This is a genomic window from Klebsiella sp. 54 (genome assembly GCF_018223875.1).
Taxonomy (GTDB): domain Bacteria; phylum Pseudomonadota; class Gammaproteobacteria; order Enterobacterales; family Enterobacteriaceae; genus Klebsiella; species Klebsiella quasipneumoniae.
The window spans coordinates 106,732-127,618 of sequence record NZ_JAGRRA010000015.1 but is presented as its reverse complement, the minus strand read 5'-3'; the positions used below and the strand labels follow the sequence as shown (position 1 = coordinate 127,618).

The window sequence follows — 20,887 nt, the reverse complement described above, 5'->3', positions numbered from 1 at the left end:
TTCTAAAAGGCGGTGGGGAAATGAAATATTAGCATCCAAGCCATTCCCTAACGGAATAAACTGGATTTGTCGCTTAAATGGTTATTTCTTTTTTTTGCCTTGGGCACGCGCGTTATTTTTATTTATTTCCGCGAAGCGTGAATTCGGGCCAAATAAAAGACCCGATGTGGTGCGACAGCGTTTTGCGCTATCGCCATAGCAAGGAAGCGTGGTCAGCTCGGCGCCTGCGAATAGGCGCGTAGAAAAACCTCCAGCGCGCGCTCAACCCGCAGTTTGATTTCGTCGTCGGATAAAGGCCGTCTTGCGCCAAGCTTTATTGCCAGGCTGGTCATCCCCAACCATAAACCGGCCAGATCGTCGGCAGCCTCCTGCGGATCGCATGCCCGCAGAGCACCGGCTTCGATTGCCTCGGCGATAATCACCTCCAGCATCTGCTGTGCCCGCCCCGGCCCGGCGGCGTAAAAGCGGCCGGGCAGTTCAGGATGACGCAGGGCGGCGGAGGCAATCAGCCGGTCCCAGCCGGTCAGTTCCCGCTGATTGATAAAGCGGACAAAGCGATTGCCAAATGCGGTCAGCACCTCGACCAGCGGCAGGTGATGGCGCTGGGCGAAATCGTGGTCGCTGATGGTGAGATCTGATTCCCGGCGCAATACCGCCTCTATCAATTGTTCTTTATCGCTGAAATTGGCATACAAGGTGGCTTTCGCCACCCCTGCCACCCGGGCGATTTCAGCCGTCGTTACCTCCAGGCCTTGTTCAAGGAACAATTTACGGGCGGCCTGAAGGATGGCCTGCATTTTCAGCGGATCTTTTGGCCGTCCTTTCTGACGAGGGGTATCGCTCATCGCCGATAACCTGCAAACAACGCGCTCATGATTAATCCTCCCACCACGGTAATGTGTTCAAGCGCAACGTGGAATTCCTCTGTGCGCCGGGGCTCGCTAAAGGCCCAGAAAGCGTGTCCCAGCGGAATGGTGAGTAATGTAAACACAATCAGCATCAGCGATCCAATCCAGCCGTAGCCGGCAGGATTAAAAACGATCAGCGCGGAGCCCGCCAGCTGGCAACCAATCGTACCAACCGCGAACAATACTGGCCATGGCAGGCCAACGGCCAACATCTCCCGAACGATCTCCGTGAAATGAAAGACGCCGTAGACGCCAGCCATCCAGAAGAAAAAAGTCACCAGGACGCGGGAGAGACAGAGAGTAATGAAAAATGAGGTTGAATTAGTCATGAGATTTTACGCAAATGTGAATTAACAGACCGCGGAGTCTAAGAAATAATTATAAGACTAACAAGTCTGTTAATTGTCCGTGAGTGTTATTTTATTTAAATCAACAAATTAGTTTGAATTATCCAGGCCGTGATGCCTTTCGCGCACTTTTCTCATGGCGTAAAGAAGGTGATTTTGAAATTGAGCAGATGCTATCTTTTGCTAGCCTTTCTGAGGAGGACAGACGGAGCGACACCATGAAAGATAAAGATGAACAAACGGCATTGATTGGCATGGCTATCGGCGCGGCGGTCATTAGCTTAGTGGCGACCCAAAAGCAGATTAATCAGGGGAGTATCGTGGATGAGCTGGTGCGGCTGGGCAGACAGAAGGGGGATGGGGTGGAGGATGAAGTTTTTGTCCAGGCCGCCCGCCTGGTGAGAAAAGGAACTTAGCCAACCGATAGCCTTCCTGGCTACCCGCTTTATCGCGGTTTATCTCCCCCCGATCGCGGCCACGTCCCCCGCCAGGCCGCGACCGCCCCTGCCGAAAGCGTTGCGCCTTGACGCTTTCTGTTTACGCTTTCTCATTCCGCAGGCCAGCGCCTGTTCAGCGCGCATGGCTGCTCAGTGACGCCGTCACTTTTTTGGTTTCTACGACAAGGTTAATCAGGAAGGTGGTCTGCTGCTATCGCATAAATCGGTATTTTCGATACATCTTTGCCATTGCGTGCGGTGATAGAACGATATCAGAATTAAATATTATAAATCATATGATTAGGTTCAACTTGCGCACCCTGATAATCCCCGGGCAAGGGTCTATGCTTATAAAAAGCGCTAATTGGGGCAATACCCCTGCTGGAGAAGGGTTGAAGTGATAATCATTATCACTAACATGGCGGTATGCCTTGATGGCGCCAACCTGGAGGTCTATCGATGGAAGTACAAGCAGGAACCTTTAATCCCGCCGATTTCAGCTGGCAGGGACTGACCATGACGCCGGCCGCTGCCGCGCATATTCGCGATCTGATGCGCAAGCAACCGGATAAAAAGGGGCTACGGCTGGGTATTAAAACCAGCGGCTGCGCCGGTTTTGGCTATGTGCTCGAAATGATTGCCGAGCCGGCGCCCGACGATCTGCTCTTTGAATCTGAAGGGGCGAAGCTGTACGCGCCGCTGCAGGCGATGCCGTTCATTGACGGTACGGAGCTGGATTACGTCCGGGAAGGATTAAATGAAATCTTTAAATTTCATAACCCGAAAGCGCAGCACGAATGCGGCTGCGGCGAAAGTTTTGGGGTGCAGGCGGAGTAACTATGTCGCGTAATACTGAAGCAACAGACGATGTCAAAACCTGGACCGGCGGCCCGCTCAATTATAAAGAGGGCTTTTTCACTCGCCTGCAGACCGATGAGCTGGCCAAAGGCATTAATGAAGAAGTGGTTCGCGCCATCTCCGCCCGCCGCAATGAGCCGCAGTGGATGCTGGAGTTCCGGCTCAATGCCTACCGGGCGTGGCTGGAGATGGAAGAGCCGCACTGGCTGAAGGCGCATTACGATAAGCTGAATTATCAGGATTACAGCTACTATTCCGCCCCCTCCTGCGGCAACTGCGATGAGACCTGCGCCTCCGAGCCCGGCGCGGTGCAGCAGACCGGGGCCAACACCTTTCTGACCAGCGAGGTGGAAGAAGCCTTTAACCAGCTGGGCGTACCGGTGCGCGAAGGGCGCGAGGTGGCGGTGGACGCGATATTCGACTCGGTGTCGGTGGCGACCACCTACCGTGAAAAGCTGGCGGAGCAGGGGATCATCTTCTGCTCTTTCGGCGAGGCGATCCACGATCATCCGGAACTGGTGAAAAAGTATCTGGGTACCGTGGTGCCGGGCAATGACAACTTCTTTGCCGCGCTGAACGCCGCGGTGGCTTCGGATGGCACCTTTATCTATGTGCCGAAGGGCGTCCGCTGTCCGATGGAGCTATCGACCTATTTCCGCATCAACGCCGAAAAGACCGGCCAGTTTGAACGTACCATTCTGGTGGCCGATGAAGGCAGCTACGTCAGCTACATCGAGGGCTGCTCGGCGCCAGTGCGCGACAGCTATCAACTGCATGCCGCGGTGGTGGAGGTCATCATCCATAAAGACGCGGAAGTGAAATACTCCACGGTGCAGAACTGGTTCCCGGGGGACAACAACACCGGAGGGATCCTCAACTTTGTCACCAAGCGCGCCCTGTGCGAAGGGGAGAACAGCAAAATGTCATGGACCCAGTCGGAAACCGGCTCGGCCATCACCTGGAAATACCCCAGCTGCATCCTGCGCGGCGATAACTCGATCGGCGAATTCTTTTCGGTGGCGCTGACCAGCGGCCATCAGCAGGCGGACACCGGCACGAAAATGATCCATATCGGCAAGAACACCCGCTCGACCATCATCTCGAAAGGGATCTCCGCCGGACACAGCCAGAATAGCTATCGCGGGCTGGTCAAAATCATGCCGACCGCCACGAATGCCCGCAACTATACCCAGTGCGATTCAATGCTGATCGGCCCGGACTGTGGGGCGCATACCTTCCCCTATGTCGAATGTCGCAACAACAGCGCTCAGCTGGAACACGAAGCGACCACCTCACGGATCGGTGAGGACCAGCTGTTCTACTGCCTGCAGCGCGGGATCAGCGAAGACGATGCCATCTCGATGATCGTCAACGGCTTCTGTAAAGACGTCTTCTCCGAACTGCCGCTGGAGTTCGCCGTAGAGGCGCAAAAATTGCTGGCCATTAGCCTTGAGCATAGCGTCGGCTGATAATTAAGGAAAAAAGATGTTAAGTATTCAAGATTTACATGTCGCCGTCGAAGATAAAGCGATCCTGCGCGGGCTGAACCTTGAGGTGCGTCCGGGGGAGGTCCACGCCATTATGGGGCCAAACGGCTCGGGGAAAAGTACGCTTTCGGCCACTCTGGCCGGGCGCGAAGATTACGAGGTCACCGGCGGCAGCGTCGAATTTAAGGGCAAAAACCTGCTGGAGCTCGCCCCGGAAGATCGCGCTGGGGAAGGCATCTTTATGGCCTTCCAGTATCCGGTGGAGATCCCCGGCGTTAGCAACCAGTTCTTCCTGCAGACTGCGCTGAATGCCGTACGCAGCTATCGCGGCCAGGAGCCGCTGGATCGCTTCGATTTCCAGGACCTGATGGAAGAGAAAATTAAGCTGCTGCAGATGCCGGAAGATCTGCTGACCCGTTCGGTGAACGTGGGTTTCTCCGGCGGCGAGAAAAAGCGCAACGACATTCTGCAGATGGCGGTGCTTGAGCCGGAGCTGTGCATTCTCGATGAATCGGATTCCGGGCTGGACATTGATGCTCTGAAAATCGTCTCCCAGGGCGTGAACGCGCTGCGCGACGGCAAACGCTCCTTCATCATCGTCACCCACTATCAGCGCATCCTTGACTATATCAAGCCGGACTATGTCCATGTGCTCTATCAGGGGCGGATTGTGAAGTCGGGGGATTTCACCCTCGTCAAACAGCTGGAGGAGCAGGGCTATGGCTGGCTTACCGAACAGCAGTAACGCGCTGCAGCAGTGGCACCATCTGTTTGAAGCGCAGGGCGACCAGCGTACGCCGGAGGCCAGCCAGCATCTGCAGCAGCTGTTGCGCCTGGGGCTGCCGACGCGCAAGCAGGAGGACTGGAAATACACCCCGCTGGACGCGCTACTTAACGGCCGCTTCGTCGCCGAGGAGGGGGCGTCGCTCAGCGCCGAACAGCGTGACGCGCTGGCGCTGCCGCTGGACGCCTGGCGTCTGGTGTTTATCGACGGCCGCTATCATCCTGAGCTGAGCGACGATCTCGCCGCCAGCGGCGTGGAGGTTAGCGTTGATAACCAGCGCCAGCATCTGCCGGATGCCCTGCAGCCGGAAGTGTTTCTCCATCTGACCGAAAGCCTGGCGCAGTCGGTGACCCGCCTTCGCGTGCCGCGCAACCGTCGCCTGGATAAGCCGCTGCTGCTGATGCATATCACCCGCGGCCTGGCCGGCGATGCGCTGAATACCGCCCACTATCGTCACCATCTGACGCTGGAGAGCGGGGCGGAGGCGACGATTGTCGAGCATTACCTCAGTTTCGATGAGCAACCGCACTTCACCGGCGGGCGGCTGACCATGACGGTGGCTGACAACGCACACCTGCAGCACATCAAGCTGGCGTTCGAGAACGCGCATAGCTACCACTTCGCCCATAACGACCTGCAGCTGGGCCGCGACGCCTCGGCCTTCAGCAGCAGTTTCCTGCTCGGCGGCCAGGTGCTGCGTCACCACACCAGCACGCGTCTGGGCGGCGAAAATAGCGACCTGCGCCTTAATTCGCTGGCGATGCCGGTAAAAAATGAGGTCTGCGACAGCCGCACCTGGCTGGATCACCAGGTGGGGTACTGCACCAGCCGCCAGCTGCACAAAACCATCGTCAGCGATAAGGGCCGGGCGGTGTTTAACGGGCTGATCAACGTCGCGCCGCACGCGCTGAAAACCGACGGCCAGATGACCAACAACAATCTGCTGCTCGGGCGGCTGGCGGAAGTCGACACCAAACCGCAGCTGGAGATTTACGCCGATGACGTGAAATGCAGCCACGGGGCGACGGTCGGGCGCATAGACGAAGAACAGCTGTTCTATCTGCGCTCGCGCGGAATTGAACAGCAGGCGGCGCAGCAGATGATCCTCTACGCCTTCGCCGCCGAGCTTACCGAAGCTATCCGCAGCGACGCACTCAGAGAGCAGGTGCTGGCGCGAATTGGAGAGCGTTTGCCGGGAGGCACAGCATGACATTTTCAGTAGAACGGGTTCGCGCCGATTTTCCGGTACTGAGCCGGGAGGTCAACGGCCAGCCGCTGGTCTATCTTGACAGCGCCGCCAGCGCCCAGAAACCGGAGGCGGTGATCGGCGCCGAAGCGGAATTCTATCGTCACGGCTACGCGGCGGTGCATCGTGGGATCCATACCCTCAGCGCGGAAGCCACCGCGCGGATGGAAGCGGTGCGCCAGCAGGCGGCCACTTTCCTTAACGCCGGATCGGCGGAGGAGCTGGTATTCGTGCGCGGCACCACCGAGGGCATCAACCTGGTGGCCAACAGCTGGGGAAATGCCAACGTCGGCGCTGGGGATAACATCATCATCAGCGAGATGGAGCACCACGCCAACATCGTACCGTGGCAGATGCTCTGCGCCAGGGTGGGGGCTGAGCTGCGGGTGATCCCCCTCAACCCGGACGGCACCCTGCAGCTGGACGTGGTTCCCGGGCTGTTTGACCAGCGTACCCGCTTGCTGGCGATCACCGAAGTCTCCAACGTGCTGGGCACCGAAAACCCGCTGTCGGCGCTGATTGCCCTTGCGCATCAGCATGGCGCGAAAGTACTGGTGGACGGTGCTCAGGCGGTGATGCACCACCCGGTGGACGTTCAGGCGCTGGGTTGTGATTTTTATGTCTTCTCCGCCCACAAATTGTATGGTCCGACCGGGATCGGCGTGCTCTACGCCCGGGCCGAGCTGCTGCAGACCATGGCGCCTTGGGAAGGGGGCGGGTCGATGATCGCCACCGTCAGCCTGACGGAGGGCACCACCTGGAACCAGGCGCCGTGGCGCTTTGAAGCCGGCACGCCGAATACCGGCGGGATCATTGGCCTCGGCGCCGCGCTGAGCTACGTCAGCCAACTGGGACTGACGCAGATCGCCGAATACGAACAGACGCTGATGCGCTACGCGCTGGAGGCCCTGCGCGCGGTGCCGGACCTGATCCTCTACGGTCCGGCGCAGCGCAAAGGGGTGATTGCCTTTAACCTCGGCCAGCATCACGCCTATGACGTCGGCAGCTTCCTCGATAACTACGGGATCGCCGTGCGGACCGGGCACCACTGCGCCATGCCGTTGATGGCCCGCTATCAGGTACCGGCCATGTGTCGGGCGTCGCTGGCCATGTACAATACCACGGAAGAGGTGGACCGCCTGGTGGTCGGCCTCCAGCGGATCCACAAATTATTAGGGTAAAGGACGTGACGATGACGGCATTACCGGACAAAGATAAACTGTTGCGCAATTTTAGCCGTTGCGCCAACTGGGAAGAGAAGTATCTCTATATCATTGAGCTGGGCCAGCGGCTGGCGCCGCTGAGCGACGCGGAGCACAGCCCGCAGAATATTATTCAGGGCTGTCAAAGCCAGGTATGGATCGTGATGGCGCAGGATCCTTCCGGCGTTGTCACCCTGCGCGGCGACAGCGATGCGGCGATTGTCAAAGGGCTGATTGCGGTGGTGTTTATCCTTTATGACCGGATGACCGCCCAGGACATCGTCGAGTTCGACGTCCGCCCGTGGTTTGAAAAAATGGCTCTCACCCAGCATCTTACCCCCTCCCGCTCGCAGGGCCTCGAAGCCATGATCCGCGCGATACGCGCGAAAGCCGCAAATATTAGCTAGAATAAACAGGTAGATTTCATTCTGTTACGTCCGGCAGGGCGCTGACCCTGCCGCCGTTCAGTCTCCTGGCGTTTTATCAGCGAAAGAAGGAATCTCAGTATGAAACGCAAAACGATGATCACCTTAGCCCTTCTCAGCGCCCTTGGCGCCTCCCCGGCCGCCTGGGCCGTCGACTACCCGCTGCCTCCGGCTAACAGCCGGCTGATTGGCCAGAACCAGTACTGGACGGTTCAGGAGAGCGATCGCAACCTGCAGGCGATTGCCCGCCATTTCGATACCGCGGCGATGCTGATCCTCGAAGCCAACGATACCATTGCGCCGGTGCAGCCGAAGCCCGGGACCCAGGTGCTGATCCCTTCGCAGATGCTGCTGCCTGACGCGCCGCGGGAGGGGATTGTCGTCAACCTCGCGGAGCTGCGGCTGTACTACTTCCCGCCGGGAGAGAATCAGGTCCAGGTTTATCCCCTGGGCATCGGCCAGTTAGGACTGGAAACCCCGGAGATGACCACCCGCGTCGGGCAGAAGATCCCTAACCCGACCTGGACACCCACCGCCGGCATCCGTGCGCGCTCGCTGGAGAAAGGGGTGACGCTGCCGGCGGTGGTGCCGGCCGGGCCGAATAACCCGCTGGGTCGCTATGCGCTGCGTCTGGCCTACGGTAACGGCGAATATCTCATCCACGGGACTAACGCCCCGGACAGCGTTGGGCTGCGCGTCAGCTCGGGCTGTATGCGGATGAACGCTGATGACATCAAGGCGCTGTTCAGTCAGGTGAAAACCGGGACGCCAGTGCGGATCATCAATCAGCCGGTGAAGTTTGCCGTCGAACCGGATGGTAAACGCTACGTAGAGGTCCACAGGCCGCTGTCGCAGACGGAAGGGGAAAACACCCGGACCATCGCTTACACGCTGCCAGCGGCGTTTCACGCCTTCGCAGAGGATAAAGCGGTGGATGACCAGCAGTTGAAAAAAGCGATGTCGAGAAGGGCGGGCTATCCGGTGGTGGTATCGACGGGGGCGGGGAGCGCGGCGACGTCGCTGTCGGCGCAGAACAGTTCGTCTGATAACGGCCTGCTCACCCAGTAGCCGTCAGCGCGAGGGCAAAAAAAATGGCGCACTGAGTGCGCCATTTTTATTACCAGAACTCTTACTTACGGTAAGAGTGAGCCTGGTTGTCCAGACGCTGGTTAGCGCGAGCTGCGTCGTCTTTAGCAGCCTGAACGTCGGAACGCATTGCGTTCACGTCGTTGCTCAGCTGGTCAACTTTAGCGTTCAGAGTCTGAACGTCAGAAGACAGCTGATCGATTTTAGCATTGCTGGAGCAACCAGCCAGCAGAGTAGAACCCAGGATTACCGCGCCCAGTACCAGTTTAGTACGATTCATTATTAATACCCTCTAGATTGAGTTAATCTCCATGTAGCGTTACAAGTATTACACAAACTTTTTTGGGATGAGAATATTTTTTTTACCTGAACGCACTTATTTTTGATCGTTCGCTCAAAGAAGCATCGAATTGGTCAAAATCGCTGAAAAAGGCGAGTGAAAACAGCGCGCTTCCATCGGATTCATCTTAGATAATCTCTTATTAAATAGTAAATTCCGATTTGCATTTTTAATAGGAAGAGCTAGCCGGTGAATAAAAAAAAAGCGCCCGGAGAGGCGCTTTATTAAAAAAAACCAATTAACCTGTAAATTATTACAGCACGTGCACGGAAGCGGTATTAGTGGTGCCGCTCGGGACTAATGCGCCAGAGACCATCACCACCACGTCGCCTTTGCGCGCGAGGCCGCTCTTCAGCGCCAGATCTTTGCCCAGGTGATAGAAGTCATCAGTAGAGGCAATCTCTGTCACCAGCTGCGGCACAACGCCTTTGCTCAGCACCAGCTGGCGAGCGGTGGTTTCGTTGGTGGTCAGCGCCAGGATGGTGGCATCCGGGAAATATTTGCGCACAGCGCGTGCGGATTTACCGCCCTGGGTGGCGACGACGATCAGCGGCGCTTCCAGTTTCTCAGCGGTTTCTACCGCGCCGCGGCACACCGCTTCGGTGATGCGCAGTTTACGGTTGTCGTTGTTGAAATCCAGACGGCTGGTCATGACGCGGTCGGTACGTTCGCAGATAGTCGCCATGATGGTGACTGCTTCCAGCGGGTATTTACCTTTCGCGGATTCGCCGGACAGCATCACCGCATCGGTGCCGTCGAGGATGGCGTTGGCCACGTCGCCGGCTTCAGCGCGGGTCGGACGCGGGTTCTTGATCATGGAGTCAAGCATCTGGGTGGCGGTGATAACCACTTTGCGCGCGCGGATACATTTTTCGATGATCATTTTCTGCGCGAAGATAACTTCTTCAACCGGGATCTCAACGCCCATGTCGCCACGAGCAACCATGATGCCGTCAGAGGCTTCGAGGATTTCGTCGAAGTTGTTCAGGCCTTCCTGGTTTTCGATTTTGGAGATGATCTGGATATTTTCGCCACCGTGGGCTTTCAGGTGCTCACGGATCTCGACGACGTCGGAACGCTTACGGATGAAGGAGGCCGCGACGAAGTCCACGCCCTGTTCGCAACCGAAGATCAGATCCTGTTTGTCTTTTTCCGCCAGCGCCGGCAGGGCGATAGAGACGCCCGGCAGGTTCACGCCTTTGTTCTCGCCAAGGTCGCCGTTGTTCAGCACTTTACAGATAACTTTGTTGCCTTCGATCGCGGTCACTTCCATGCCGATCAGGCCATCGTCCACCAGAACGGTGTTGCCGACGCTCAGGTCAGAGGTGAAGCCTTCATAGGTTACCGCTACGATTTCGCTGTTGCCGATAACGGATTTATCGGTGGTGAAGGTGAAAGTCTGGCCCGCTTTCAAGGAGACGTCGTTGCCGCCTTCCAGCTTGATGGTACGAATTTCCGGTCCTTTGGTGTCCAGCAGAATAGCGGCTTTCTTACCGGTTTTGCTCATCACATTGCGCAGGTTCTGGATGCGCTGACCGTGTTCCGCATAGTCACCGTGAGAGAAGTTCAGACGCATCACGTTCATGCCGGCTTCCAGCATTTTGGTCAGCATCTCTTCAGATTCGGTTTTCGGACCGATGGTGCAAACAATTTTGGTCTTTTTCATGACAGTTTTAGTCTTTAAGTTGTGAAGGATATGGAATTCTCGCTCCGCGGGCGCACTGCCGGGGAGCCAAACCTGTATTACGAAAGTTGCTAAGCCACGCCCTAAGGATAGGTGACAACCCTGAAGCGTGCAGAAGAATGTGTGCTGGCGGTTCAGCCCATGAAATGTGGCAAGGTGTTATGCGTTTTATCATGCAGTCCAATGCGCTGAAACCATTCAAGAAAGAATCGAAGCGCATTATACGCTGCCGAAATCAAAAAGGAAAATAAAAACCTCGTTTCAAATTATGGACAAAACGCGTAACAAAACCGGCACGTTATGCATAAAACTACGCAACACAATATTTCATCAGGCGGCATGAAAAGGGGCGTAAGAAAGGGATTTTACTGACATCATGAGGCGCTAAAATACCCCATTGAGCCGTTAACGGTGTGATGATTTGCGTTGCCGGAAAAATCTATCAATAATGATTTGATTGATAATGAGAAAATGCGAGCCAGACTCAATGGGAAATAAAGCGAAAGACGACGAGCTGTACCAGGAAATGTGCCGCGTGGTGGGCAAAGTGGTGCTGGAGATGCGTGACCTTGGTCAGGAGCCAAAACACATTGTCATCGCCGGCGTGTTGCGCACCTCGCTGGCGAACAGCAAAATCCAGCGTTCACCGCTCACCGAGGAGGCGATGGCGAAGGTCATTCACGCCCTCTCCGGACACTGACGCCTTTCGCCGGCGGGTCAGGAAATCACAAAGCGGACCACCGCCCGGACGGCAATGTCGCAGTGGTGGGCCACCATCGCTTCATCGTCAATGGCGGGCAGCGGATCGTCAAGGTACAGACTGCTGAAGGTGTAGAAATTTGACACCTGATAAAAGCTGAAGCTGCTGATCAACCGGTGGACATCGCGCGCTTCCAGCCCCGCCTGAAAGACGCCCTGCTGTTGGCCGCGTTGCAAAATGTCTTCCAGAATCGACAGGGCGGTTCGATTCAGCGGCTTCAGATCCCCTGAGGCCTTCAGCCACTTGCCGCGCTGCATGTTCTCCATGCAAATCACCCGCATATAGTCCGCATGGGTGGCGTGATAGCGCACGCTCCAGCGCACCAGCCGCACCAGCGCCTCTACCGGCGGCACATTCTCCAGCCCCAACTGCTGCTCGGTTTCGCGGATCCGCGCATACACATGCTGCAGCACCTCCTGATAGAGCTGCTCTTTGCTTTTGAAGTAGTAGACCACCATGCGCTTGGTGGTCTGCGCCTCGGTGGCGATCTGCTCCATGCGGGCGCCTGACAGCCCGTGTTCGGCAAAGACGGCGATAGCGGCGCTGAAGATCCGCTCCTTCAGAGATTGTGCTTCATCATGAGCAACGACGGTCATGGCAACTCCTTTTTCTTGGGTGACAAAAAATACACATAATGATCACAATTTAGCAACCTGGTATGGCGCAAATGAACCAAATGATACATATTCAAGACTCACGTCAGCTATTGACCCGAGGACCTTATGCTGCGCTCTATCGCCACCGTTTCGATTTCCGGCACCCTGCCAGAGAAGCTGCACGCTATTGCGGCGGCGGGCTATCAGGGTGTGGAAATTTTCGAGAACGATCTGCTCTATTATACGGGGACGCCGGCGGAAATCCGCCAGCTGGCCGCCGATTTAGGGTTAAAAATCACGCTTTTTCAACCCTTTCGCGATTTTGAAGGCGCCAGCCGGGCGCAGTTTGCGGCCAATATGACCCGCGCCAGACGCAAATTTGCGCTGATGCGCGAGCTGGGCTGCGACACGCTGCTGTTGTGCAGCAATGTGCAGCCGGACTGCTCGGCGGATAGCGAACTGCAGGTGGCGGACCTGCGGGCGCTGGCCACGCTGGCGGAAGAGGAGGGGATCGTAATCGGCTATGAGGCGCTGGCCTGGGGAACCCATGTGAACCGCTGGCATCAGGCCTGGGAGCGGGTGCAGCAGGTGGACAGCCCGGCGCTGGGCCTGGTGCTCGACAGCTTCCATATCCTGGCCCGGGGCGACACCCTCGACGCGCTGCCATCGGTGCCGGTGGAGAAAATCACCTTCGTTCAGCTCGCCGATGCGCCGTATATGAAAATGGATCTCCTGGAGTGGAGTCGCCATTTCCGCTGCTTCCCCGGGCAGGGGGAGCTGCCGCTGGAGGCGTTTGCCGAGCAGATCACCCGCTGCGGCTATCGCGGTCCCTGGTCGCTGGAGATCTTTAATGACGGTTTTCGCGCCTCGCCAAACGGCGCGACGGCCAAAGATGGTTATCGTTCGCTGCTGTGGCTGGAGGAGCAGACTCGACGCCGGCTCCCGGCGTGCGATGCCGATCTGTTTTCACCGCCGCCGTTGCCGAACTATCACGGGCTGGAGTTTACTGAATTCGCCGCCAGCGTCGCCGAGGCGCAGCGCCTGGGGCAGCATCTGCAGGCTTTGGGTTTTCAGCACGAGGGAAGCCACCGCTCCAAACAGGTCACGCTGTGGCGCAACGGCGGGGCGCGGATCGTGATTAACCATCAGCCCCACAGCTGGGCCGATCACTTTTATCAACGCCATGGGGTATCGCTCTGTGCGATGGCGCTGCGGGTCGACAGCAGTGCGCCGATTGTCGCTCGCGCCCGCGCGCTGGGGTATGCCACCTGGCAGGGCGACGCCGGGCCGAACGAGACGCCGATCCCGGCGATCTGCGCCCCTGACGGCAGCCTGGTCTATCTGATCGACGCCGGAGAGGCGATCTACGAGCGCGATTTTCTCCTGCGCGACGGTTTGACGGTGCGCGAAGATTACCTCGGTATCGACCATCTGGCGCTGGGGATGGAGGCAGACAGCCGCGACAACTGGGTGATGTTCTTCCGCACGGTGTTTGGCTTTACCCTTGAACATGAGCAGATGCTGCCGGACCCCTATGGACTGGTGCGCAGTCTGGCAGTGCGCAGCCCGCAGGGCGATATCCGCCTGGCGCTGAATATCTCCCAGAGCCGGGCGACGCAGATCGCCCGATCGGTCGCCTGCTACCAGGGGGCAGGGCTGCAGCATGCCGCCTTTGCCTGCCGCGATCTGCCGGCCACCTGCGACCAGCTCGCCGCGGTTGCCGTCCATGCGCTGCCGATCCCGGCCAATTACTATGACGATCTGCTGGCGCGTTTTGGCGGCGAGTTGGACGTCGGGCAGCTCCAGCGGCGGCAGCTTCTCTACGACCGCGATCCGCAGGGCGGGGCGTTCCTGCACCTGTATACCCGGCCCTTCACCGCCGGGCGCTTCTTCTTTGAATTAACCGAACGACGGGCAGGCTACGCGCTCTATGGCGCGGCGAATGCGGCCGTCCGCCTGGCGGCGATGCAGTATTGTTAGCCTGAATCAAATGGTTCATTATGCCTGAAACACAATAACAACACCCTCTGTACCCGAGACAGGAACCGACTATGAGCTCATATAGCCCTAACCCGACGGCTGCCGCCCAGCCGGCCGTCACCGCGCGCCGCTCCCGGCGGCGCATCGGCATTCTTGCGCTGCTGGCCATCGGCACCATGATCAACTACCTCGACCGCACCGTGCTGGGGATCGCCGCCCCAAAGCTCACCGCTGAGCTGGGGATCGACCCGGCGATCATGGGGATACTTTTCTCCGCTTTCGCCTGGACCTACGCCCTGGCGCAAATCCCCGGCGGGCTGTTTCTTGACCGCTTTGGCAACAAAGTCACCTATTTTCTGTCTCTGACCCTGTGGTCGCTCTTTACCCTGTTCCACGGCATGGCGGTGGGGCTGAAAACGCTGCTGCTGTGCCGTTTCGGGCTTGGCGTCAGCGAAGCGCCGTGCTTTCCGGTCAATAGCCGGGTGGTCAGCGCCTGGTTCCCGCAGCAGGAGCGCGCGAAGGCCACGGCGGTGTACACCGTGGGGGAGTATCTTGGGCTGGCCTGCTTTGCCCCGCTGCTGTTCTGGATCATGGATGGCTTCGGCTGGCGGGTGCTGTTCGTCAGCGTCGGCGCCGTCGGCATTCTGTTTGCCCTGGTGTGGTGGCGCTGCTACCGCGAACCGCATGAAGATCCTCGTCTCAGCCAGCAGGAGCGTGAGCATATCGAAAACGGCGGCGGCCTGAGCGCCCCGACGGACCAGCAGGTGGCGTTCAGCTGGCCGCTGGTCCGCCAGCTGCTGAGCAAACGCCAGATCATCGGCGCCAGCATCGGTCAGTTTGCCGGCAATACCGTGCTGGTGTTCTTTCTCACCTGGTTCCCGACCTGGCTGGCCACCGAACGCCATATGCCGTGGCTGAAGGTTGGTTTCTTTTCCATCCTGCCGTTTGTTGCCGCCGCCGGTGGGGTGATGTTTGGCGGCTGGATCTCCGACAAGCTGCTCAAAGCCACCGGGTCGGCCAACCTGGGGCGTAAGCTGCCGATCGTCGCTGGCCTGCTGATGGCCAGCTGTATCATCTCCGCCAACTGGCTGCAGAGTGACCTGGCGGTGATCCTGGTGATGTCGTTTGCCTTTTTTGGCCAGGGGATGGTGGGCCTCGGCTGGACGCTGATCTCCGACATCGCCCCGAAGGGGCTGGGCGGACTTACCGGTGGCCTGTTCAACTTTTGCGCCAACCTCGCGGGGATCCTCACCCCGCTGGTGATCGGCTTTATCGTCGCCGGGTTCGGCAATTTCTTCTACGCGTTGATCTACATCGGCGGCGCCGCGCTGCTGGGTGTGGTGGCCTATCTGTTTATCCTCGGCGACGTCAAACGTATCGAGTTATCGCAGTAAACAAAGGAGCAAGGCATGGTGATTAGTGGGAATACGCGGCTGATAGCGCATCTTGGCTATCCGACCGCCAGTTTTAAGGCGCCGATGATCTACAACCCGTGGTTTGTCGACCAGCAGGTGGACGTGAAGGTGGTGCCGATGGGGGTCAAACCGGAGGACTATGCCGCGTTTATTCCGCCGCTGTTTACGATGACCAATATCATCGGCGCGCTGGTGACGATGCCGCATAAAATCGCCACCTGCGAGCTGGTGCAGCGCCTGAGCCCGACGGCGGCTATCGCCGGCGCCTGTAACGCCATCCGTCGCGAGGCGGACGGCAGCCTCTCCGGGGACATGTTCGATGGTGACGGCTTTGTGCTGGGCCTGCGCCGCAAAGGATTTCATCCTGAGGGGACGCGGGCGCTGGTGGTCGGCAACGGCGGAGTGGGGTCGGCTATCGCCGCCTCTCTCGCGGCGGCAGGGGTTAGCGCTCTGACCCTGTACGATACCCGACCGGAGGTGGCGCACGCTCTCGCCGGACGGCTGCATCAGCACTATCCGCAGCTCGATATCACCCTGATGCAGCGCGATCCGGCCGGACACGAGCTGGTGGTTAACGCCACGCCGCTGGGGATGAAGGTCAGCGATCCGCTGCCGCTGGACGTGGACCGTCTGGCGCCTGGCACCTGGGTGGGGGAGGTGGTGATGACCCAGGAGTATACCCCGCTGCTGAGGGCCGCCCAGGCGCGACAGTGCCCCATCCAGCGCGGGACCGACATGCTGTTTGAAATGATCCCCGCCTATCTGCGCTTTTTCGACCTGCCGGTAGCCACCCCTGAACAGCTCCGGGCGCTGGCGGAAATTCGCTACTGACGTGGCGGCAAACCGGGTAATATAGCGCTATATTATCCGGTTTATAGCGACGATCTATAATGTCCACTCCTCTCACGCTGCTGGCGGCGGGAAGCCTGAAAAGCGCTTTTCTGCCGCTGGTGGCGTACTTTCAGCAGCAGACTGGCCTGGCGGTCGATGCGCAGTTTGGCCCTGCCGGCCTGCTGCGCGAGCGGATCGAGGCCGGGACCCCGTGCGCGGTTTTTGCTTCCGCCAACGCGGCGCACCCGCAGGCGCTGCTCCAGGCGGGTCTGGCGCAGGAATGCCAGGGATTTGCCGGCAATCAGCTGATGCTGACCGCCAGGCGGTCGCGAGACAACGATGGCCTGGACTGGCTGGCGCTGCTCAGCACGCCCCGCCTGCGGCTGGCGACCTCCACGCCGGGCTGCGATCCGTCAGGAGATTACACCTGGCAACTGTTTGCCCGAATCGAGGCGCGCTGTCCTGGGTTGGGCAACGCGATGGCCGGGCGGGCGCAGCCGCTGGTCGGCGGCAGAGACTCACTGAGCGTGCCGCCGGGAGAGATAGCCGGCGCGTGGCTCATTCGCCAGAATCTGGCGGATCTGTTTATCGGCTACGCGCACTATGCCCCCGCGCTGGCCTCCTGCGACGATCTGCGTACCCTGACCATCCCGGCAGCGTGGAATATTCGCTGCGATTACCAGTTGGCGCGCCTCAGTGCCGATCCCGCCGCGCTGGCCCTGTATCGCTTTATCCTCGGCGACGTTGGCCAGGGGTATCTCCGGCAGGCGGGTTTTATGCCGTTCAGCGACGCAGAGTAAACCCCGGCGCCAGCAGAGGGGACGCGGACGCGGGATAGTAGATCAGACGTACTGGCAGGCCGTATGCTTGCCGGAGGTGCGTTTCGCTCAGCACTTCGGCAGTCTCGCCCGCCAGCCACTGGCCCTCCGGCAGAAGCAGCAGCGTATGGCTGGCCACCTGTAGCGCATGATTCGGATCATGAGTGGTGAACAGGACGGTGCGCGTCTGGCGGTGAGCGAGGTCGTCGATCAGCTGGAGCACCACCTGCTGGTTACCGAGATCCAGCGCCGAGCAGGGCTCATCCAGCAGGATATTCTGACTGGCGCTGACCAGCGCGCGGGCAATCAGCACCAGCTGCTGCTGGCCGCCGGAGAGCGCGTCGAAGTCATCCCCGGCCAGGGCGGCAATCCCCAGCTGCGCCAGCGCCTGCTCAACCCTCCGGGCATCCTCCTCGTCCGGCTGGGCAAAGAGATCCACGTGCCGGGCGCGGCCCATCAGCACCACATCGCTCACTCGCCAGCGGAAAGCGGGACGAAACGACTGCGGAACCAGGGCGACGCCGCCCTCGCACTGCGCCCGGCCGCTCAGCGGCGGCAGCACGCCGGTCAGGGTATCCAGCAGAGTACTTTTTCCCCGGCCATTGGCGCCCAGCACCGCCCAGATCTCGCCGGGACGGCAGGCCAGCGTGAGCGGGGCGAAGAGCGGCTGACGGTGGCCGTAACGTAGCGCTTCCAGCGACAATGAGCGGTTCATTGGAGCGTATTCCGGCGTCGGGATTGCACCAGCAACAAGGTAAACAGCGGCGCGCCGAGCAGGGCTGTGATGATCCCGATCGGGATCTCCGCCTGCGTCAGCGTGCGCGCCATATCGTCCACCACCAGCATCAGGGCGGCGCCGAGCCAGAAGGCGGCGGGCAGCAGGCGACGATGGTCGGCGCCCACCAGCAGACGGGCGAGGTGCGGGACCACCAGTCCCATCCAGGCGATGCTGCCGCTGACCGCCACTTGCGCTGCCACCAGCACCGCGCAGCAGACCAGCACGGCGCGACGCAGCGCGGCCACCGGAACGCCAAGACTGCGGGCATCGCGCTCCTCCAGCGCCAACAGATTGATTCGCCAGCGCAGCTTCCACAACACCCCGGCGGCCACCGCCATGGGCAGGATCATGAGCAGTACCTTATGCCAGCTGGCGGTTGCGAAGCTGCCGAGCAGCCAGAAGACAATGTTCGGTAACGTCTCTTCGCTGTCGGCGAGGTACTGCATCAGGCTGACCAGCGCGGCGAAGAAGCCGCTGAGGATGATCCCGGACAGAATCAGCCCCAGCGTGCTGTCCCGCCCCTGCAGGGCGGCGAGGGCGTAAATCAGCCCCAGCGCGACGAGGCCAAAGAAAAAGGTCGAGGCCATCATCAGCAGGCCGCCGACGCCCAACAGGATCGCCAGCGTGCCGCCGAAGGCGGAGCCAGAGGTCACTCCGATGATGTGCGGGTCGACCAGCGGGTTCTGGAACACGCCCTGTAAGGTAGCGCCGCACAGCCCCAGCGCGCCCCCGGCCAGCAAAGCTATGACCACGCGCGGCAGGCGAACCGACCAGACGATCTGTCCGATCACCCCTTCGCCTGGTGGGAGATGGATCAGGGTGTGGCCAACGGCGCTCAGGCTTAACGGGAACTGGCCGAAACAGAGAGAGGCGACTGCGATCGCCAGCGTCGCCAGCGCCAGGCTGCCCTGCAACAGCCAGGGACGGTGGTTAGCGGGCATCTGGCGTCCACGCTACGCGGTAAAAGCGTTGATAGTAATCCCTGGCTTGACTGTCCACATCGATGTTCTGGTAACGCGAAGGGTAGAGTTTTTTCGCCATCCACAGCTCGCCCAGCGCCAGGGCCTCCGGCATCGGGTAACCCCAAGCTTTGGCGTACTCCGGCATCAGCCACACGCGGTGATGTTTCACCGCATCGATCGCCTGCCACTGCGGGTCGTTCTCTATCTGTTTGACCACCTGCGGATAACGGTCCTGGACGAAGATCACCTGCGGGTTCCACGCCAGCACCTGCTCCAGCGACACCTGACGGGCGCCTGTTACGCTGGCGGCCGCCACGTTCAGCGCCCCGGCGTGCGCCATCATCAGACCGGTGTATTTGCCGGCGCCGTAGGTATTCAGATCGGGGTTGGCCATATACACCCGCACCCGCTGGTTCTGGGGAATATCGGCCACCGGCGCATTGGCTTGCTTACGCGCCTCAAAGGTGTAGTGAATCAGCGCCTCGGCCTCGGGCTGGCGTTCGACGACCTCGCCGATAAGGCGGATCCCCTCTACCAGTCCGGCGTTATAGGCCTGCTCCTCGTCAGCCATGGTGGGGTTCATTTTACTTTTTTCCCCAGCGGCATCCTGGCGCAGCGAAATGGCCACCACCGGGATCCCGGCCTGTTGGATCTGCGCGATCATCGCCGGCGGCGCATAGTTGGCGACGAAAACCACCTGCGGACGCAGCGCCAGCAGGCTTTCAATATTGACCTGAGTGAGATCGCCCGGGGTCGCCAGTTGCCCGATCTCGGGCATAAAGCGGGCGAACTGCGGCCCGAGCTGTTTCTGCCAGCTGCTTAAGACGCCGACGATATCCTCAGCGGCATGCAGTTGCACCAGCAGGTTGAGCGTCTGATGCTGCAGAACCACGACGCGGGTGACGTGGTTGGGGAGGGTGACCTGGCGACCCAGCTGGTCGGTGACAGTGCGGTCGGCGAAGGCCTGACCGGTGAACAGGCTGGCGCTGAGCAGCGTCAGGCCCAGCAGTAAGGGGTGTTTTGGCATGATCTGGCCCGAATGGCGTGAAAAATTCGTTGTGTATTAAATTATATAACGACGCCGGGCGCAATGGTTGATCGCGTTTACCCTCACTACGATCAAGGCATTTCGTACCACACTTCTTGATCCTCCATGCGCGCCTCTATCTGGCCCGCCACCCTCTGCAGCGTAGAGAGATGCTTTTGCGCCGCCTGCTCAATGGTCATGGCGCTGGCGATATAGACCAGGTTGAGGCAGCCGATGACCCGCTGCTGGCTGCAGACCGGCACGGCGATAGAGGCGATTTTCTCCTCCTGCCGCCAGCCGCGGAAGTTTTCTCCATAGCCGTTCTGGCGGGTGCGGGCGAGGATCGCCGCCAGCCGTTCCGGTTCGCGGGCCAGCTGATACTCCGCTTCCGGACGGGCTGCCAGCATGCTGAGAATGGCGTCGCGCTCCGCGTCGGGAGCAAAGGCCAGCCACGTCAGACCGGAGGCGGTGAGCAGCAGCGGCAGTCGCCGTCCGACCATCGCCCGGTGAAACGACAGCCGACTGAAACGGTGGGTGGTTTCGCGCACCACCATGGCGTCGACGTCGAGGGTGGTGATGTCCGTCGGCCACTGTACTTCGCGCAGCAGCTCGCCGAGCAGCGGCGTGGCGAGGGCAGAAATCCAATGTTCGTCACGAAATCCGTCGCTCAGCTGGCGGACGTTAATGGTCAGACGAAAGCTGTCATCGGAGCGGCTGCGGCGGACAAAACCCTCCTCCTGCAGCGTCTCCAGCAGCCGGCGCACGGTGGTGCGATGCAGGCCGCTAAACTCCGCCAGCTGGCCCGGCGTCGCGCCGCCGTCGAATTTATTTAACAATTTTAATAACAATAAACCCCGGCTTAATCCGCGCACCGTTTTGTACGCTGTGGACCCATCGTCATGCATCAAACCCTCCT

The 20,887-nt window shown here is 59.7% G+C and carries 24 protein-coding genes; 14 read left to right on the top strand and 10 right to left on the bottom strand.

All coding sequences use genetic code 11. The annotated features are described in order from the left end of the window. Window positions 1–212 precede the first annotated feature (212 nt). The 3 genes from KHQ24_RS23350 to KHQ24_RS23340 all read right to left on the bottom strand — a co-directional run bounded on the left by KHQ24_RS23350 (window position 213) and on the right by KHQ24_RS23340 (window position 1,475). Window positions 213–845 (bottom strand): TetR/AcrR family transcriptional regulator, encoded by a 633-nt coding sequence (locus KHQ24_RS23350; protein WP_032456249.1) that lies wholly within the window; start codon window positions 843–845, stop codon window positions 213–215. Then, on the bottom strand, window positions 842–1,237 hold the full coding sequence (locus KHQ24_RS23345) for a DoxX family protein (protein WP_032456248.1): 396 nt from the start codon (window positions 1,235–1,237) through the stop codon (window positions 842–844). Before KHQ24_RS23345 ends, KHQ24_RS23350 begins: the two co-directional genes overlap by 4 nt. 118 nt (window positions 1,238–1,355) lie before the next feature. Further along, window positions 1,356–1,475, bottom strand: coding sequence for a hypothetical protein (locus KHQ24_RS23340; protein WP_032456247.1), 120 nt, complete (start codon window positions 1,473–1,475; stop codon window positions 1,356–1,358). Here KHQ24_RS23340 and KHQ24_RS23335 point away from each other — a divergent pair. The 8 genes from KHQ24_RS23335 (at window position 1,474) to ldtE (ending at window position 8,762) form a co-directional block, all read left to right on the top strand. Next, window positions 1,474–1,671 (top strand): hypothetical protein, encoded by a 198-nt coding sequence (locus tag KHQ24_RS23335; RefSeq protein WP_004203090.1) that lies wholly within the window; start codon window positions 1,474–1,476, stop codon window positions 1,669–1,671. The two genes, KHQ24_RS23340 and KHQ24_RS23335, sit on opposite strands and share 2 nt — an antisense overlap. Before the next feature lie 480 nt (window positions 1,672–2,151). Then, window positions 2,152–2,529 carry a Fe-S cluster assembly scaffold SufA gene (gene sufA / locus KHQ24_RS23330; RefSeq protein ID WP_004203089.1) on the top strand — a complete coding sequence of 126 codons (378 nt, stop codon included), beginning with the start codon at window positions 2,152–2,154 and terminating at the stop codon, window positions 2,527–2,529. Window positions 2,530–2,531: 2 nt separating this feature from the next. Next, the gene (gene sufB, locus KHQ24_RS23325; protein WP_002908877.1) at window positions 2,532–4,019 is read left to right on the top strand and encodes a Fe-S cluster assembly protein SufB; all 1,488 of its coding nucleotides are present in this window, start codon (window positions 2,532–2,534) and stop codon (window positions 4,017–4,019) included. Between the two features lie 16 nt (window positions 4,020–4,035). After that, window positions 4,036–4,782 carry a Fe-S cluster assembly ATPase SufC gene (gene sufC / locus KHQ24_RS23320; RefSeq protein WP_163619462.1) on the top strand — a complete coding sequence of 249 codons (747 nt, stop codon included), beginning with the start codon at window positions 4,036–4,038 and terminating at the stop codon, window positions 4,780–4,782. Beyond that, window positions 4,757–6,031 carry a Fe-S cluster assembly protein SufD gene (gene sufD / locus KHQ24_RS23315; protein ID WP_087832277.1) on the top strand — a complete coding sequence of 425 codons (1,275 nt, stop codon included), beginning with the start codon at window positions 4,757–4,759 and terminating at the stop codon, window positions 6,029–6,031. The genes sufC and sufD overlap by 26 nt, the downstream gene beginning before the upstream one ends. Then, window positions 6,028–7,248: a cysteine desulfurase SufS gene (gene sufS, locus KHQ24_RS23310; RefSeq protein ID WP_043519813.1), complete on the top strand. Its 1,221-nt coding sequence runs from the start codon at window positions 6,028–6,030 to the stop codon at window positions 7,246–7,248. Before sufD ends, sufS begins: the two co-directional genes overlap by 4 nt. Before the next feature lie 11 nt (window positions 7,249–7,259). Further along, window positions 7,260–7,676, top strand: coding sequence for a cysteine desulfuration protein SufE (gene sufE, locus KHQ24_RS23305; protein WP_004203081.1), 417 nt, complete (start codon window positions 7,260–7,262; stop codon window positions 7,674–7,676). A 99-nt stretch (window positions 7,677–7,775) separates the two neighbouring features. Further along, complete coding sequence (gene ldtE, locus KHQ24_RS23300; RefSeq protein ID WP_004203079.1) at window positions 7,776–8,762, top strand: L,D-transpeptidase LdtE; 987 nt, start codon at window positions 7,776–7,778, stop codon at window positions 8,760–8,762. 61 nt (window positions 8,763–8,823) lie between these two features. On the opposite strand, the gene KHQ24_RS23295 is transcribed toward ldtE, so the two are convergent. After that, window positions 8,824–9,060, bottom strand: coding sequence for a major outer membrane lipoprotein (locus KHQ24_RS23295; protein WP_002908860.1), 237 nt, complete (start codon window positions 9,058–9,060; stop codon window positions 8,824–8,826). Window positions 9,061–9,373: 313 nt separating this feature from the next. Beyond that, on the bottom strand, window positions 9,374–10,786 hold the full coding sequence (pykF, locus tag KHQ24_RS23290; protein WP_004203076.1) for a pyruvate kinase PykF: 1,413 nt from the start codon (window positions 10,784–10,786) through the stop codon (window positions 9,374–9,376). A 137-nt stretch (window positions 10,787–10,923) separates the two neighbouring features. On the opposite strand from pykF, the gene KHQ24_RS23285 reads away from it, so the two are divergent. Next, complete coding sequence (locus tag KHQ24_RS23285) at window positions 10,924–11,055, top strand: hypothetical protein (RefSeq protein WP_004217210.1); 132 nt, start codon at window positions 10,924–10,926, stop codon at window positions 11,053–11,055. Between the two features lie 236 nt (window positions 11,056–11,291). Then, window positions 11,292–11,504, top strand: a complete 213-nt coding sequence (gene fumD, locus KHQ24_RS23280; protein WP_004203074.1) for a fumarate hydratase FumD — start codon at window positions 11,292–11,294, stop codon at window positions 11,502–11,504. A 17-nt stretch (window positions 11,505–11,521) separates the two neighbouring features. On the opposite strand, the gene KHQ24_RS23275 is transcribed toward fumD, so the two are convergent. Beyond that, window positions 11,522–12,160 (bottom strand): TetR/AcrR family transcriptional regulator, encoded by a 639-nt coding sequence (locus KHQ24_RS23275; RefSeq protein WP_048324593.1) that lies wholly within the window; start codon window positions 12,158–12,160, stop codon window positions 11,522–11,524. A 126-nt stretch (window positions 12,161–12,286) separates the two neighbouring features. Here KHQ24_RS23275 and KHQ24_RS23270 point away from each other — a divergent pair, with 126 nt between their 5' ends. From KHQ24_RS23270 to KHQ24_RS23255, 4 genes are all read left to right on the top strand, one after another. Further along, entirely contained in the window at window positions 12,287–14,140 is a 1,854-nt protein-coding gene (locus KHQ24_RS23270) for a bifunctional sugar phosphate isomerase/epimerase/4-hydroxyphenylpyruvate dioxygenase family protein (protein WP_048324591.1), read from the top strand. Between the two features lie 71 nt (window positions 14,141–14,211). Beyond that, entirely contained in the window at window positions 14,212–15,534 is a 1,323-nt protein-coding gene (locus KHQ24_RS23265) for an MFS transporter (protein WP_004203068.1), read from the top strand. A gap of 15 nt (window positions 15,535–15,549) precedes the next feature. Then, a complete protein-coding gene (locus KHQ24_RS23260) occupies window positions 15,550–16,386 on the top strand; it encodes a shikimate dehydrogenase family protein (protein WP_032456243.1) in 837 nt (278 codons plus the stop codon). Window positions 16,387–16,442: 56 nt separating this feature from the next. Continuing rightward, complete coding sequence (locus KHQ24_RS23255; protein ID WP_064187674.1) at window positions 16,443–17,186, top strand: substrate-binding domain-containing protein; 744 nt, start codon at window positions 16,443–16,445, stop codon at window positions 17,184–17,186. Here the strand turns inward: KHQ24_RS23255 and KHQ24_RS23250 are convergent. From KHQ24_RS23250 to KHQ24_RS23235, 4 genes are all read right to left on the bottom strand, one after another. Then, window positions 17,170–17,919: an ABC transporter ATP-binding protein gene (locus KHQ24_RS23250; protein ID WP_211777499.1), complete on the bottom strand. Its 750-nt coding sequence runs from the start codon at window positions 17,917–17,919 to the stop codon at window positions 17,170–17,172. The two genes, KHQ24_RS23255 and KHQ24_RS23250, sit on opposite strands and share 17 nt — an antisense overlap. Continuing rightward, complete coding sequence (locus tag KHQ24_RS23245; RefSeq protein WP_004203061.1) at window positions 17,916–18,923, bottom strand: FecCD family ABC transporter permease; 1,008 nt, start codon at window positions 18,921–18,923, stop codon at window positions 17,916–17,918. Before KHQ24_RS23245 ends, KHQ24_RS23250 begins: the two co-directional genes overlap by 4 nt. Beyond that, window positions 18,913–19,971 carry an ABC transporter substrate-binding protein gene (locus tag KHQ24_RS23240; RefSeq protein ID WP_211777498.1) on the bottom strand — a complete coding sequence of 353 codons (1,059 nt, stop codon included), beginning with the start codon at window positions 19,969–19,971 and terminating at the stop codon, window positions 18,913–18,915. Before KHQ24_RS23240 ends, KHQ24_RS23245 begins: the two co-directional genes overlap by 11 nt. Window positions 19,972–20,063: 92 nt before the next feature. Then, window positions 20,064–20,876 (bottom strand): DNA-binding transcriptional regulator, encoded by an 813-nt coding sequence (locus KHQ24_RS23235; protein WP_211777497.1) that lies wholly within the window; start codon window positions 20,874–20,876, stop codon window positions 20,064–20,066. Window positions 20,877–20,887: the final 11 nt, after the last annotated feature.

What these genes read in the sequence shown, in the direction of transcription:
- fumD (WP_004203074.1), top strand. Translation starts at nt 11,292, where the DNA reads ATGGGAAATAAAGCGAAAGACGACGAGCTGTACCAGGAAATGTGCCGC.
- KHQ24_RS23270 (WP_048324591.1), top strand. Translation starts at nt 12,287, where the DNA reads ATGCTGCGCTCTATCGCCACCGTTTCGATTTCCGGCACCCTGCCAGAG.
- KHQ24_RS23295 (WP_002908860.1), bottom strand. Translation starts at nt 9,060, where the DNA reads ATGAATCGTACTAAACTGGTACTGGGCGCGGTAATCCTGGGTTCTACT.
- sufB (WP_002908877.1), top strand. Translation starts at nt 2,532, where the DNA reads ATGTCGCGTAATACTGAAGCAACAGACGATGTCAAAACCTGGACCGGC.
- KHQ24_RS23275 (WP_048324593.1), bottom strand. Translation starts at nt 12,160, where the DNA reads ATGACCGTCGTTGCTCATGATGAAGCACAATCTCTGAAGGAGCGGATC.
- KHQ24_RS23345 (WP_032456248.1), bottom strand. Translation starts at nt 1,237, where the DNA reads ATGACTAATTCAACCTCATTTTTCATTACTCTCTGTCTCTCCCGCGTC.
- KHQ24_RS23340 (WP_032456247.1), bottom strand. Translation starts at nt 1,475, where the DNA reads ATGGTGTCGCTCCGTCTGTCCTCCTCAGAAAGGCTAGCAAAAGATAGC.
- ldtE (WP_004203079.1), top strand. Translation starts at nt 7,776, where the DNA reads ATGAAACGCAAAACGATGATCACCTTAGCCCTTCTCAGCGCCCTTGGC.
- KHQ24_RS23235 (WP_211777497.1), bottom strand. Translation starts at nt 20,876, where the DNA reads ATGCATGACGATGGGTCCACAGCGTACAAAACGGTGCGCGGATTAAGC.
- KHQ24_RS23240 (WP_211777498.1), bottom strand. Translation starts at nt 19,971, where the DNA reads ATGCCAAAACACCCCTTACTGCTGGGCCTGACGCTGCTCAGCGCCAGC.
- sufE (WP_004203081.1), top strand. Translation starts at nt 7,260, where the DNA reads ATGACGGCATTACCGGACAAAGATAAACTGTTGCGCAATTTTAGCCGT.
- KHQ24_RS23245 (WP_004203061.1), bottom strand. Translation starts at nt 18,923, where the DNA reads ATGCCCGCTAACCACCGTCCCTGGCTGTTGCAGGGCAGCCTGGCGCTG.
- sufD (WP_087832277.1), top strand. Translation starts at nt 4,757, where the DNA reads ATGGCTGGCTTACCGAACAGCAGTAACGCGCTGCAGCAGTGGCACCAT.
- KHQ24_RS23265 (WP_004203068.1), top strand. Translation starts at nt 14,212, where the DNA reads ATGAGCTCATATAGCCCTAACCCGACGGCTGCCGCCCAGCCGGCCGTC.
- KHQ24_RS23250 (WP_211777499.1), bottom strand. Translation starts at nt 17,919, where the DNA reads ATGAACCGCTCATTGTCGCTGGAAGCGCTACGTTACGGCCACCGTCAG.
- KHQ24_RS23335 (WP_004203090.1), top strand. Translation starts at nt 1,474, where the DNA reads ATGAAAGATAAAGATGAACAAACGGCATTGATTGGCATGGCTATCGGC.
- KHQ24_RS23260 (WP_032456243.1), top strand. Translation starts at nt 15,550, where the DNA reads ATGGTGATTAGTGGGAATACGCGGCTGATAGCGCATCTTGGCTATCCG.
- sufS (WP_043519813.1), top strand. Translation starts at nt 6,028, where the DNA reads ATGACATTTTCAGTAGAACGGGTTCGCGCCGATTTTCCGGTACTGAGC.
- pykF (WP_004203076.1), bottom strand. Translation starts at nt 10,786, where the DNA reads ATGAAAAAGACCAAAATTGTTTGCACCATCGGTCCGAAAACCGAATCT.
- sufA (WP_004203089.1), top strand. Translation starts at nt 2,152, where the DNA reads ATGGAAGTACAAGCAGGAACCTTTAATCCCGCCGATTTCAGCTGGCAG.
- KHQ24_RS23350 (WP_032456249.1), bottom strand. Translation starts at nt 845, where the DNA reads ATGAGCGATACCCCTCGTCAGAAAGGACGGCCAAAAGATCCGCTGAAA.
- KHQ24_RS23285 (WP_004217210.1), top strand. Translation starts at nt 10,924, where the DNA reads ATGTGTGCTGGCGGTTCAGCCCATGAAATGTGGCAAGGTGTTATGCGT.
- sufC (WP_163619462.1), top strand. Translation starts at nt 4,036, where the DNA reads ATGTTAAGTATTCAAGATTTACATGTCGCCGTCGAAGATAAAGCGATC.